Raw genomic sequence first — 14,141 nt, 5'->3', positions numbered from 1 at the left:
ATGATTTACGTGTCGATTTTGCTTTTGTTACAAGTCGTGGTCTACGTCATCGTTCCAGATAGCCTTATCGGGATGATCTCCGGGGTCGGGGGCGTCTTGTGCCTGGTCTACGGGATGAAGGGCCGCAAGATTTCATTTATTTTTGGCTTCATTCAATGTGTCGCCATGACGTACGTCGCTTGGATCAGTCACGCGTATGGGTCATTTGCAATGGATATTATTTATGTTATTTCGCAACCCATCGGCTGGTACATGTGGGGCCATGATGAAGCCACGCGGTCATTTAAGAAATCGACCCGGAACTGGATCTTTGCGGCGGCCTTTGCAGCCTGGGCAGCCGGGTGGTTGGTGCTGTCCTTATTACACGGACAATTGCCTTACTTTGATTCCGTGAACTTCGTGGTGAGTTTGATTGCGCAACTGCTTTACATCTTAAAGTTCAAGGAAAACTGGTCGCTGTGGATTGTGGTCAACGTGGTCAACGTCGCTTACTGGGGGATTTTAACCTTCCAGATCATGACGGGTGCCACCAATGTCGGGACGCTGGGCGCCAACCTGTCACAGGTGGCCTTACAAATCGCCTTGCTCTTCAACGCGGTCTACGCCAACAAGGTTTGGGCGAGTGGTGAGGCGGACAATGAAGGTGGTGCCGGTCGGTCAACGACCAAGTAGCGGGGAGTCATAGTTGTGACGTCCCTTAAAATCTGAACACATTACTTGTGTTTACTATTAGATTTGGTAAAATGTATTCTAATAACCCACAACTGGTCGGCCAATGGTGGTTGACTAAGCCGGGAATTGATTTGAAAAAAGAAGGAGCGTTTCAATGAACAACTATGATCAGCAACCCCGGACGACGGTAAACACTGAGGTCGGCCTCAACAGCTTCATGACTAAAATGTTTGGCTGGATGGGTGCGGCCGTGTTGGTCTCTGCTGTGACGGCATTCATGATGACCCCCATGGCTTCACAACTCAGTAACCTGCGTGGTGGAAGTCTTTGGATCCCCCTAATTGTCTGGTTCATCTTACCATTCGTGATTAGTGGACAGTCCATGAAACGGCCAACTGTCGCCTTAGTTGGGTTGTTCGTTTACGCAGTCGTTACGGGTGGTGTGATTTCCTTGTACGCACTGGTCTATACGCCGGCAACCATGACCGCCGCCTTCGTTTCTAGTGCCGCTATCTTCATTACCATGGCGGGTATCGGAACCTTCACCAAGCGCGATTTGACCAAGATTGGGACACAGGCAACCGGTGCCTTGATTGGGTTGATCGTGGCGATGGTTGTGAACATGTTCTTACGTTTGCCACTGGCTTCCTTAATCTTCTCCTTCGTTGCCGTGATCATTTTCGCGGTCTTAACCGCTTGGGATACGCAACGGATGCAAAAGATGTACCTGCAATACGGTGACCAAGTCTCTACGACTGGGTTGGCCGTCAACGGGGCCTTACAACTGTACTTGGACTTCGTTAACCTATTCTTACAACTCTTACAAATCTTCGGTATCTTTGGTGGGAACAACGACTAAGGCTACTGACGGGAGCACTGGCGAAAATTAGCCAGTGCTTTTTCTTTTGTCGTGAAAATGGGGGGTGGTCCATTTTCGTTCCCGGCGGCGGGCTCAAGCCGGCCTGCTGTGGGGAACGACTCCAGCCTGAGAGGCGGTCTTCCGTCTCGCCTGAAAGCCTGGAAGATCACCAGTCTCTCAGGTCGTCCCGTGCCCTAACCTGAGAAGTCCACTCAGCTAAGGGCACCGACACAGCTGGCCAGCTTGGCCCGCCTCTGGTCACTGACATGGCACACGCATTTTCACTCTCTTCGTGGTGGCTTCAAGGTGAAATCATTCAATCTTCTGCTGGCCGGTTTCAGCCAAAGGGCGGGCTTCCACCTCAACTTTGAGCCTGAGGGGCGGTCTCAAAGTTTGTCCCATGGACTAGGCTGGAAAATAACTCCAGCCAAGGCCATCGACGCAGCTGGGCACCTTGATCCGCCTCTGGTCACTTACATGGCCGCACATTTTCACTCTCTTCATGGTGATTTTGGATTTTTTTGTTGACCTATTTCGATTTGAAAGACAGGTCCCACCTCAATACTAGGCTAATTTTGATTAGCTCAGAGATGGATAGCCGATGACTTGATTCAGAATTCAGTTTGTCTGAAAGTAATTGCCTACGGCTAATCAGTTTCGCTAGATTTCGTTTCGGGTTTCCCCCAATGTTTGGTAAAATAGACACAGAATACTCGAGCGCGGCTGACCGTTGCTCGAAAGGAGCGTAACATGGCGGAAAAACGATTATTATTAATTGATGGTAACAGTGTCACGTTTAAGGCCTTCTTCGCGTTGTACACGGCTTTAGGCAAGTTCACCAACAGCGAAGGCCTGCACACCAACGCCATTTACGGGTTCAATACGATGTTGGAAACCATGCTGGACACGGTCAAACCGACCCACGCGTTAGTGGCGTTTGATGCCGGCAAGAAGACATTTCGGACCAAAATGTATGACGACTACAAGGGTGGCCGGGCCAAGACGGCACCGGAACTTTCCGAACAATTTCCCTATGTGAAGGAATTGTTAGCTGCCCGGGGCATTCAGACTTACGAACTGCCCGACTATGAAGCCGATGACATCATCGGCACCCTGGCTAAGCAGGCCGAGGATAACGGGTTCACCACGACCATCGTCACTGGGGACCGCGATTTGACTCAGTTGGCCGATGCCCACACCACGGTCTCCATTTCTAGAAAAGGGGTTAGTGACATTGAGCACTACACTCCGGCCTACGTCAAAGAAAAAATGGGCGTGACGCCCGAACAGATCATTGATATCAAAGGGTTACAAGGAGATAACTCCGACAACTATCCTGGGGTGACCGGGGTGGGGCCTAAGCGCGCCGTTGACCTGATTGGCAAGTACGGCAGCATTGAGAATCTCTATGACCATATTGACGAAATCACCGCGAAAAAGTTAAAGGAACACTTGGTGGCCGACCACGAAGAAGCCTTATTATCTAAGAAATTGGCGACGATTCTGCGGGATGCCCCCGTTGAAAAGCAAGTAGAAAACCTGGTTTACGAGGGTGATGACCAAGAAAAATTGGTCGAGTTCTATCAACGGATGAACTTTAACCAATTTCTGAGCAAAATGCAGATCGATGGGGAGACCCCAACGGCGACCCCCGGTCTGAAGGATATTGATTTCACGGTGTTGAAGGCCGACAATCTGTCCAGCTTGCCAACCTTTGCCAATGGTTGTGAATTCTACCTAGAAATGTTGGGGGATAACTACCATTTAGCTGAAATGGCGGGCTTTGTGATTGGTCATGAGGACCACTGGTACGTGAGCCGTGACGTGAGCCTCCTGCAAGAGGCACCACTCAAGGGGCTGCTGGAATCCGCGGACGTGGCTAAGCAGGTCTTTGATGCCAAGCGGACCTACGTGGCCCTGAACCGGTTGAACATCACGTTGGCCGGGGTCGACTGTGACCTCCTGATTGCCTCATACCTGTTGAACACCTATGACAATAGCAACGACCTGGGCCGCGTGGCCATGGAACACGGTTATCACCAGGTGGCGACGGACGAGGATGTTTACGGCAAGGGCGCCAAGGAAGCTATTCCAGCTGATGACGTGGACTTCTTTTCACATCTGGCACGTAAGGCGCGGGCTATCGAGGCCCTCCGTCCCGAGCTCATCAAGGACTTGGATACCAACGAACAGACGCAACTCTATCGCGAGATTGAATTGCCAATGGCCTTTGTCCTGGCCCGGATGGAAATTGCCGGAATCACGGTCGAAGCTAGTGAACTGGAAGCCATGGGTAGCAAGTTTACCGAACAACTCGCTGAGATTGAGCAGACCATTTACAACGAGGCCGGTGAAGAGTTTAACATTGGCTCGCCTAAGCAACTGGGCCACATTCTGTTTGAAAAGATGGGCTTGCCACCGATTAAAAAGACGAAGACGGGGTACTCGACGGCGGTCGGGGTCCTGGAAAAGCTCGCCGCAGAAGCCCCAATTGCGGAGAATATTTTGAAATACCGCAAGATCTCTAAGATTCAGTCCACCTACGTCGAGGGCCTGCTCAAGGTGATTCACCCCGACGACCACAAGGTACACACCCGTTACCTGCAGACGATGACACAGACCGGACGGCTGTCCTCCGTGGATCCGAACTTGCAAAACATTCCGGTCCGAAACGAAGAGGGTCGTGCGATTCGAAAGGCCTTTGTTCCGCGTCATCCGGGCTGGCAGATTTTCTCGTCTGACTACTCACAAATTGAACTGCGGGTCTTGGCACACATGAGTCACGACGCCAACATGCAGGAAGCCTTCCGTGAAGGTGAAGACATTCACGCGGCGACCGCACGGCGGATCTTTAAGATGGGGCCCGACGAAGAGGTCACGCCAAATATTCGGCGGCAGGCCAAGGCGGTCAACTTCGGAATCGTTTACGGGATCAGTGACTTTGGGTTGTCCCAAAACATTGGCATCACCCGGAAGCAGGCCAAGAACTTTATTGACACCTACTTTGAAGAATATCCTGGCGTTAAGGCCTATATGGATCGCATGGTTCAGCAGGCTAAGGAACAGGGCTTCGTGGAAACGATTGCCCATCGTCGGCGGTACTTGCCAGACATTAACTCCCGTAACTTTAACCAACGGTCATTCGCTGAACGCACGGCGATGAACACGCCAATCCAAGGGAGCGCGGCGGATATCATTAAGATTGCCATGATTCGGATGGAAGACGCGGTCAAGGACTTACAAGCCACGATGCTCTTACAAGTGCACGATGAACTGATCTTTGAGGCCCCAGCCGATGAGATCGAAACGTTAGAAAAACTGGTGCCAAGTGTCATGGATTCTGCCGTTGACCTCGAGATTCCATTGAAGGTGGAAAGTCATTTCGGACCGACTTGGTACAACGCCAAGTAGCGGCAAAAGGAGAGACGGTTATGCCAGAATTACCTGAAGTTGAAACGGTTCGGCGCGGGCTGACCAGCCTGGTGGCGGGCGCAACCATCGACCATGTCGACGTGTTCTACCGCAAGATGGTCACTCCCGACGCGGAAGTCTTTACGGCGGAATTGATTGGCAGAAAAATTGAACGCATCGACCGGCGGGGCAAGTATCTGTTGTTTCGGTTCAGTGGCGACCTGACCATGGTGTCACACCTACGGATGGAAGGAAAATACGATGTCCAACCAAAGGGGAGTCCCGTGATCAAGCACACCCACGTCATCTTCTATTTGACGGATGGCCGGGAGCTGCGGTACAACGACACCCGTAAGTTTGGCCGGATGCGGTTAGTCCCAACTGGAGACGAGGCGGCGGCCTTGCCGTCTCTCGGCAAGCTGGGACCGGAACCCACGGACAACACGTTGACCCTGGCCTATATGCAACGGATTTTTGGCAAGTCTCACAAGGTGGTCAAACCCTTCCTGTTGGACCAGTCTAAAATTGCGGGTCTGGGCAACATTTACGTGGATGAGGTCTTGTGGCTGTCAAAAATCAATCCGTTGACACCAGCCGATGAGCTGAGTGCCGACCAGCTTGCCACGCTGCGCCGCAACATTATTGACGAGCTCGCGCAAGCCATCAAGGGACACGGGACGACCGTGCATTCCTTCTCGACGGCCTTTGGCGAGGCGGGGCAATTTCAAAATCACCTGCACGTCTACGGGCGTGAGGGGGAACCCTGTGAGCGGTGCGGCACGGAAATCGTCAAGATCAAGGTTGCTCAGCGCGGCACGCACTACTGCCCGCACTGTCAGCCCGTGCCCTTAGAAGCATTGGAGGCGTTGACCGATGACTGAAATCTGGGGATTGACCGGGGGCATTGCGACCGGTAAATCAACCGTGAGCGCCTGGCTACGAGCTGCCGAACTGCCCGTGATCGACGCCGATATCATCGCCCGTCAGGTGGTCGCACCGGGGTCGACCGGTTTCACACAGATTGGCACGACCTTTGGCGCAGATTACCTGACCACAGACGGGCTGGATCGAAAAAAGCTGGGTCAACTGGTGTTTACCCATCCGGAAGAGCTGGCACGCCTCGAGACCATTACCACGCCACTGATCAAAGCCGAGATTCAGCGGCAACTGGCGGACTATCAAGCACGGCAGGTCCCCGTGGTCCTCATTGATGCGCCCACGTTCTTTGAGGTCGGCTATCTGATTCATCTGGTCGATCACGTGATGGTCGTGGCGACCGATGCCACGACCCAGCGGCAACGGCTAATGGCCCGTGATGGGTTATCGGCGGCCGATGCCCAGGCCCGGATGGACCGGCAATGGCCCATCGACCGGAAGATTGCGCAGGCCACGGTGGTCATTGACAACGGGGGCACAATTGCCCAAACGCGCCAACAAGTGGTAAAATGGCTTGACACCAATAAATTTGGCAAGAGTAACCATTAAAACGAGGTGACCAATAATGCAGTGTCCACACTGTCATCATAATGGATCGCGGGTCGTCGACAGTCGGCCCACCGACGACGGCCGCGTGATTCGCCGGCGTCGTGAGTGCGAGAACTGTGGTTTTCGGTTCACGACGTTTGAGCGCGTTGAAGTGACGCCGCTGTTGGTAATTAAGAAAAACGGGACCCGGGAGGAATTTAACCGGGAGAAAATTCTACGAGGCATCATCCGCTCCGCTGAGAAGCGACCAGTGGGGATGGATGTCATGACCAACATCGTGGATGAAGTTGAAAATAAAATTCGCGCGCTGGGCGTCAACGAAATTTCCAGTCAATTGATCGGGGAATACGTGATGAACCGGCTCGTGGATGTGGATGAAATCGCTTATATCCGCTTTGCCAGCGTTTACCGGCAATTCAAGGATACCGGGGTATTCTTCAACGAGTTGAAGGATATGCTCGATAAGGATAAGCAAAAGGCCCAACAGGACTCTGATCCAGATTCAGGGGACCAGGGGCAAAGTGAGGGGAAATAACGCATGGAGGATTCCTGGCATCAATTAAAACCGCGAACGGGATTCCTGGTGCGGCTAGCGGACCGCTTGACGGATCAAAGTTGGCAGACGTTGACCCAGCTTTATCAGCCAATCATTGGACCGAGTGCCGCGGGGCTTTACTCGGCCCTTTTTTGGCTCCCCGAACGGGCGACGTATAAGCGTCACGCTACCCTGCTGGGACTGCTGGGGATGGATCTGGCCCATTTCTATGAGGCCCGGTTACGCCTGGAGGCTGCGGGGTTACTGACGACTAAGGTGAAGACGGCCAACGAGTTGACCAGCTTCGTTTATGAGCTGCGGGCCCCACTTCAGCCGGCAGACTTCTTTCGCGATGATCTGTTGAGTGTTCAGCTGTTGGGCGTGGTCGGGGAAGAGGTTTACCGGTCCCTGGTCACCCACAACACGCCGCAGACCACCGACTCTGCGGATGAAGTGGATATTACCAAGAACTTTTTGGACGTCTTTCACGTGGATGGGCAAGAACTCAAGCAACTCCCGGCCGCCATCACGGCGACGCGCGATGAGCTGCCGGTTGACGCCGGCGCACCAGTGTTGAAAGGGACCAACCATGATGACTTTGATTTTAAATTATTAGGCGATATCTTAGAGCACTCATTCATTGACACCCGGGCCTTACGGAGCCAACGTCAGCTATTGTTGACGGAGCACGCGACGTACGGCCTGGATGAGGTCACCATGGCCCGGTACGTGGGTGAAGCAACGGATTTGGCAACGAATCAATTTGACCCCGAACAGTTCAAACGCGTGATTGCCCAGAGTTTTGGCCAACAACACCGCGCCCAACCGGCGGCTAGCGAACAGACGCCATCTGCCGCGGCATTGGCCCAGGCACCGACGGATCAGCACCTGAGTTCCGCCGAACAGGCGTTGATCAAGGTGGCGAATACCACGGTGCCCGCAGTCTTTTTACAGGCAATCAAGCAAAAACGCGGGGGCTACATCACGGACGGTGAGCAGCGCATCATCCGCGACCAGGTCAGTCGGCAGCTGTTTCCACAGTCGGTGTTAAACGTGCTGATCTATCACATGCTGGTGGATTCGGACAAGCCAACGCTGTCTAAGGCTCTCATGGATTCGATTGCCAATGACTGGAGCATGAAGAAAATTCAAACGCCCCAGGCGGCTATCAAGGAAATTCGCGAGCACCAGCAGACGGCCAGCAAGCCACGGCGGTCACGTAACCGTCAGCCAACGGTCAAGGAGACACTCCCGGACTGGGCAAAGAAACCGGCTGAGGCCCAGTCACAAACGACGCAGGCCAAGCTGTCACCGGCGCAACAACAGAAATTACAAGAGCGCATTGCGCGGCTTCAGGAACGCACCGCGGATGGGAAGGAGGAGTAACCGATGGAAGATTTGAGTAAAACCATGCAACACCTGATGAATCAACGGCATTTAAACGATAACTACCGTCAACTGATGGCCAAAGTCTATGATGATCCAACCGTGACGGCCTTTTACCAGGCCCACAAGGAGGAGCTGGCGGAAGACGTGATGACGCGTTCAGCGGCCAAACTCTACGAATTTGTCAGCGAACGGGAAAAGTTAGCGAATGGGGGCACGACCTTTGCGGCGGGGTACGAACCCCAGCTCATCGTGTCCAACCATCTGATTGACGTAGCCTACGTGCCAACCAAGGCGACCCAGGAGAAGCAAGCCCAACAACAATTGCGGCAACGGGTGAAGTCGATTGCCATGCCGAAGAGTATTCGCGAGGCCGACTTTAAAAACTTTGATCAGGATTCGGATCGGGCCGAGGCGTTGATGGCGGCGTTAGACTTTGTCGACGCATACGAAGCCAGTCCCAACCGACGGCACCAGGCCCTGTATTTGCAGGGGAGCTTTGGCGTGGGCAAGACCTACTTGCTAGCCGCCATTGCCAATCAGCTTGCAACGGATGGGTTCTCCACCACGTTAGTTCACTTCCCCAGTTTTGCGGTGGAAATGAAGAACGCGATTGCCCAAAATGGGGTCGCGGAAAAACTGGACGCCCTCAAGAAGTCGCCGGTCTTAATGATCGATGACATTGGGGCGGACGCGATGTCTGCTTGGGTCCGTGATGATATTCTTGGGGTGATTTTGGAATACCGGATGCAAGAAGAGTTACCGACGTTCTTTAGCTCCAATTTCTCAATGGAGCAGTTGGAGAAGGAACACTTGCGCATCTCCACGCGCGGGGATGACGAACCCTTGAAGGCCCAACGGCTGATGCAACGGATTCGCTTCCTGGCCCGGGAAATCACGATGGTCGGTGTTAACCGGCGACCACAATAAATAATTTTTTTGAGGTAGGGCGGTGGCCTTGCCTTTTTTATTTTTTTCGGTGAATCCTTGACAACTATCGCTGGCAAGTGTTTAATAGTCTTTGAAACCAAAGAGCTATGACGAAAGACATGGTGTTGACGGGATCGTTCACAGGAAGAGTTGGCCTTGCTTGGAAGCCGACTTAGCGACCGTTAACATTACCGCTTTCCACAAGCTGTCGAAAGGAAATTTTCGGCCGGTCCGTTCCGTTATCGACGATTAGAGTTCACGGGACCAGTCTCGTGAAAAATATCGGGTGGAACCACGTTATTGACGTCCCCAGTGCCTATTGCAGGTACTGGGGACTTTTTGCGTAATTTACCCAAATTTCAATAAGGGAGATCATCATTATGGCAGATATTTCAATCAAATTCCCCGATGGCAAGTCTAAGGACTTCCCAGAAGGCACGACGCCCGCTGACGTTGCGAAATCCATTTCTATCAGCTTAGCTAAGAAGGCCGTTGCCGGTAAGCTAAACGGCAAACTGGTCGACTACTTGACCCCATTGTCAGGCGACGGTGCCATCGAAATCGTCACCAAGGACAGCGACGAAGGTTTGAGCGTTTTGCGGAACACGACCGCTGCATTAGTCCGGATCGCGTTGAAGAAGCAATTCCCAGCCATTCGTTTGGGTGAAGTGAGCGCCGATGAAGATGGGTTCTTCGTCGACACTGACAAGGACGACCAACAAGTGAGCGTTGATGAACTGGACGCTTTGTCTGTCATCGTTGAAAAGTTAGTTAGCGACAAGTCAGACATCGAACGGATTTCTTTGAGCAAGGCCGATGCCTTAGCTACTGCCAAGGATGACCCTTACACCACTGAATTGATCAATGCCGTTGATGGTGACGCCGTTTCCTTCCTGAAGATTGGTGACTACCAAGTCCTCAGCGACGGTGCCCAATTAGCCAACACGGGCGACGTGAAGAAGTTCAAGCTGCTCTCCGTTGCCGGTGCTTACTGGCAAGGCAAGTCCTCAAATCCAATGCTCCAACGGATTTACGGGACGGCCTTCTACAAGCAAGCTGACTTAGATGCTGATTTGGCTAAGCGCCAAGAAGCCCGCGAACGTGATCACCGTGTCATTGGGAACCAACTGGACTTGTTCTTCGTTGATCCTAAGGTCGGTGCCGGTTTACCATACTGGATGCCAAACGGTGCCACGATTCGTCGGACCATCGAACGTTACATCATCGACAAGGAAGTTGCTAACGGTTACCAACACGTTTACACGCCAGTTCTGGCCAACCTGGATCTCTACAAGCAATCCGGTCACTGGGCCCACTACCGTGAAGACATGTTCCCACCAATGGACATGGGTGATGGCGAACAACTTGAATTACGGCCAATGAACTGCCCAAGCCATATTCAAATTTACAACCACCACATCCGTTCTTACCGTGAATTACCATTACGGATCGCTGAATTAGGGATGATGCACCGTTACGAAAAGTCCGGTGCCCTGAGTGGTCTACAACGGGTTCGTGAAATGACCTTGAACGATGGTCACACGTTCGTTGCCCCAGAACAAATCCAAGATGAATTCAAGAGCATCCTGGACTTGATGGTTAAGGTTTACAAAGACTTTGACATCAAGGACTACACGTTCCGTCTGAGCTACCGTGACCCTAAGAACACGGAAAAGTACTTCGATGACGATGAAATGTGGAACAACGCGCAAAAGATGTTGAAGGGTGCCATGGATGACCTTGGCTTGCCTTACGTTGAAGCCGAAGGGGAAGCTGCCTTCTACGGTCCTAAGCTGGACGTCCAAACCAAGACGGCCCTTGGGAACGAAGAAACGCTCTCAACCATCCAATTGGACTTCATGTTGCCAGAACGCTTCGACTTACACTACGTCGGTGCCGATGGTGAAGAACACCGTCCAGTTATGATTCACCGTGGCCTGGTTTCAACGATGGAACGGTTCACCGCTTACCTGACTGAAATCTACAAGGGTGCCTTCCCAACTTGGTTAGCCCCTAAACAAGTCACCATCATTCCTGTTTCCGAAGAAAAGCATGGTGCTTACGCCGACAAGTTAGCTGCTGAATTAAAGGCTGCTGATGTGCGGGTCAACGTCGACAAGCGTGGTGAAAAGATGGGTTACCTGATTCGGGATGCCCAAACGCACAAGATTCCATACACGTTGGTTGTTGGTGAAGACGAAATGGCTAATGGCACTGTCTCTGTCCGGAAGTACGGGGAAGACGACAGCAACTCCATGAGCAGTGACGCCTTCGTCAAGGAAATCCTCGGCGACATCGCTTCATACAGTCGCGAAGAAAACTAAATTTAAACGTTTCTGGTCAGTAACCAGAGAATAGAAGGAACGGGGTCGTCGCTAATGACGGCCCCGTTTTTGTTTGGACTGCGAAGCAGCGGTTAAGCGAGGTTTGTCGAGGAAGTGGTTAGAGTGGTAGACTAAAATCTAAGCGGGTTAATCGTCAGCCGGTTAGTGAATTGCTAGCGCTGACTTTAAAACTTGCGCTTTAGAAGGAAGATGTTTGAGATGTCACAGTCAAAGACCAACGTGCTCGCTGTCACGATTGCCATTTACGTGGCGACGTTCGTGAGCGCGGTGGAGGGGACTATCGTGTCGACGGCGCTGCCAACCATTGTGGGGAGCCTGCATGGGGTGGCCCTGATGAACTGGGTCTTTTCGATTTATTTATTGGCCACGGCCATGGTGACCCCCATTTATGGCAAGCTGGCCGATGTGATTGGTCGTAAACCCGTCATGCAGTTCGGACTCGCCGTGCTTATCGTGGGCTCGGCCATGAGTGGCTTGTCCCAGACGATGCCGGTGCTGATTTTCTGGCGCGCCATTCAGGGGATTGGGGCCGGGGCCTTACTGCCGGTATCCATGACCATCATTGCCGATATTTATACGCTGGAAAAGCGGGCCAAAATCTTGGGCATCACCAACTCCGCCTGGGGGATTGCGGCGGTGCTGGCGCCCTTACTGGGTGGCATCATCATCGATAAGCTCAGCTGGCACTGGATTTTCTTTATTAATGTCCCCATTGGGTTATTGACCATGCTCTTATTTCAATTATACTTACACGAACCCAAGCGCCAGCACGCGGCCAGTATCGACTACCTGGGAAGTTTCTGGCTAATGCTGTGTCTGCTCACGTTGATGCTGAGTTTTCAGGTGCTCAGTAGCCAGCCAATTCACTGGGGCGTCTTCGTAGCCGGACTGATTGTGAGTGCACTTAGTCTGGGGCTGTTTATTCGCCGCGAGCAGCGCGCGGTCGACCCGATCATTTCACTGGAACTCTTTAAGAATCGGCCCTTCATTGTCCAAAATGCGATTGCGGCGTTGATCAACGGTTATTTAATGGCCTTGACCGTCTACGTGCCAACCTGGGGTCAGGGGATTCACGGCGTCTCTGCTTCAGTCGCTGGGTTGGCATTGACGCCCAACTCACTGATGTGGGTCGTCGGTGCCTTTGTGACGAGTTATTTCTTGGCGCGCTGGACGCCACGACGAATCCTGTACTTCAGCCTGTCATTTATTCTAGTGGCCGGCCTGGCGTTGGCCTTATTGCCCTTACAGGCGTCATTTGGCTGGTTCTTCATCATTACGGCCATTAACGGCTTCGGCTTTGGGATTGCGATGACCACGACGACCCTGACGTCCCAACGGTTGGTCTCCGCTGAAAACGTGGGGGTGGCAACCTCGTTTAACACGCTGGGGCGGACGATTGGACAGACACTGATGGTCTCCGTCTTTGGGATTGTTCTGAACACGGGGATGCAACGGGGACTGGCGCACTATGCCGGAACCAGCATGGCGATGATGAACCGGTTGATCAATCCCCAGACGGCGAGCCAACTGTCAGAAAAGTTATTGCCAGCCCTGCGGCATATCCTGTATAATGGGTTGCACTGGGTTTACGTGATTGGTTTTCTGATTGTGGTGCTGACCTTTGTGATTAATCGGTTGGATCACAGTGACCAGGTCCTGGGCACCGGGGCCAAGTCAGATGATTAGAGGACTAGACCGTCTCAGTGATATTTCTGCCGGTTGTCTGAAAAAATGGAGAAGACCCGTTGACAGGTAACCGGGTAGCTGGTATGATGGTTAAGTTGAGAAATTAAGCAGAGGCTTCCGCTTCTCGCCCTGTGGCTGACGCTGCTGGGCTGGATATGCACGTTAGTTCAATCTTTTGATTGGATTTCATGCGGGAGCCGTTTGATTGTGATCAAAGGTTCCCGCATTTTTTGTGAGTGAGATTTCTGCAGTTCTCGAGATTAATTTGGAGGTGGATTACCATAGCAAACGACACGATTGTCAACGAGGGTATTCGCGCACGCGAAGTTCGATTGATTGCCGATGATGGTGAACAATTGGGTATTAAGTCCAAACACGATGCTTTACAGATCGCTGAAGACGCAAACCTCGATTTAGTTTTGGTTGCACCGAAAGCTAAGCCACCAGTAGCCCGCATCATGGACTACGGGAAATACCGTTTCGAGTTGCAAAAAAAGCAACGCGAAGCTCGTAAAAAGCAAAAAGTGGTCAGTGTCAAAGAAGTACGGTTAAGTCCTACCATTGATACCAACGACTTTAACACCAAGCTGAAGAACGCTAAAAAGTTCTTGGCCAAGGGTGAAAAAGTTCGGGTCTCAATTCGGTTTAAGGGCCGGGCTATTACTCATAAAGACATTGGTCGTGAGGTGCTCAACCGGATGGCTCAGGAAACTTCTGATGTCGCCACGGTTGAACAACGGCCTAAGATGGACGGTCGGAGCATGTTCTTAATGCTTTCGCCCATCGCAGAGAATAAGTAATTGATTGGGTAGCCCAGCTACCGATTTAAGGA

11 protein-coding genes are annotated in these 14,141 nt (G+C 52.4%); all 11 read left to right on the top strand.

The window, feature by feature from the left end; all coding sequences use genetic code 11:
- Positions 1-672: a nicotinamide riboside transporter PnuC gene (gene pnuC, locus JUF22_RS07910; protein ID WP_236000747.1), complete on the top strand. Its 672-nt coding sequence runs from the start codon at positions 1-3 to the stop codon at positions 670-672.
- Between the two features lie 154 nt (positions 673-826).
- Positions 827-1,531 carry a Bax inhibitor-1/YccA family protein gene (locus JUF22_RS07905; RefSeq protein WP_203645328.1) on the top strand — a complete coding sequence of 235 codons (705 nt, stop codon included), beginning with the start codon at positions 827-829 and terminating at the stop codon, positions 1,529-1,531.
- Positions 1,532-2,281: 750 nt separating this feature from the next.
- Positions 2,282-4,942, top strand: a complete 2,661-nt coding sequence (gene polA, locus JUF22_RS07900; protein ID WP_203645326.1) for a DNA polymerase I — start codon at positions 2,282-2,284, stop codon at positions 4,940-4,942.
- 20 nt (positions 4,943-4,962) lie between these two features.
- On the top strand, positions 4,963-5,823 hold the full coding sequence (gene mutM / locus JUF22_RS07895; RefSeq protein WP_203645324.1) for a bifunctional DNA-formamidopyrimidine glycosylase/DNA-(apurinic or apyrimidinic site) lyase: 861 nt from the start codon (positions 4,963-4,965) through the stop codon (positions 5,821-5,823).
- Positions 5,816-6,427, top strand: coding sequence for a dephospho-CoA kinase (coaE, locus tag JUF22_RS07890; RefSeq protein WP_203645322.1), 612 nt, complete (start codon positions 5,816-5,818; stop codon positions 6,425-6,427). Before mutM ends, coaE begins: the two co-directional genes overlap by 8 nt.
- A 16-nt stretch (positions 6,428-6,443) precedes the next feature.
- Positions 6,444-6,962 carry a transcriptional regulator NrdR gene (gene nrdR / locus JUF22_RS07885; protein ID WP_203638799.1) on the top strand — a complete coding sequence of 173 codons (519 nt, stop codon included), beginning with the start codon at positions 6,444-6,446 and terminating at the stop codon, positions 6,960-6,962.
- A 3-nt stretch (positions 6,963-6,965) separates the two neighbouring features.
- On the top strand, positions 6,966-8,348 hold the full coding sequence (locus JUF22_RS07880; protein ID WP_203645320.1) for a replication initiation and membrane attachment family protein: 1,383 nt from the start codon (positions 6,966-6,968) through the stop codon (positions 8,346-8,348).
- A gap of 3 nt (positions 8,349-8,351) precedes the next feature.
- On the top strand, positions 8,352-9,278 hold the full coding sequence (gene dnaI, locus JUF22_RS07875; RefSeq protein ID WP_203645312.1) for a primosomal protein DnaI: 927 nt from the start codon (positions 8,352-8,354) through the stop codon (positions 9,276-9,278).
- A 380-nt stretch (positions 9,279-9,658) separates the two neighbouring features.
- Positions 9,659-11,602 carry a threonine--tRNA ligase gene (gene thrS, locus JUF22_RS07870; RefSeq protein WP_203645304.1) on the top strand — a complete coding sequence of 648 codons (1,944 nt, stop codon included), beginning with the start codon at positions 9,659-9,661 and terminating at the stop codon, positions 11,600-11,602.
- Between the two features lie 219 nt (positions 11,603-11,821).
- Positions 11,822-13,309 carry an MDR family MFS transporter gene (locus JUF22_RS07865; RefSeq protein ID WP_203645302.1) on the top strand — a complete coding sequence of 496 codons (1,488 nt, stop codon included), beginning with the start codon at positions 11,822-11,824 and terminating at the stop codon, positions 13,307-13,309.
- A 296-nt stretch (positions 13,310-13,605) separates the two neighbouring features.
- Positions 13,606-14,109, top strand: a complete 504-nt coding sequence (infC, locus tag JUF22_RS07860; RefSeq protein WP_125765844.1) for a translation initiation factor IF-3 — start codon at positions 13,606-13,608, stop codon at positions 14,107-14,109.
- The last annotated feature ends 32 nt before the right edge of the window (positions 14,110-14,141 follow it).

Origin of the sequence: Levilactobacillus lanxiensis (assembly GCF_016861655.1) — a bacterium.
GTDB classification, from domain to species: Bacteria; Bacillota; Bacilli; order Lactobacillales; family Lactobacillaceae; genus Levilactobacillus; species Levilactobacillus lanxiensis.
The sequence above is the reverse complement of the archived record's forward strand: the minus strand, read 5'-3'. Positions and strand labels throughout refer to the sequence as shown.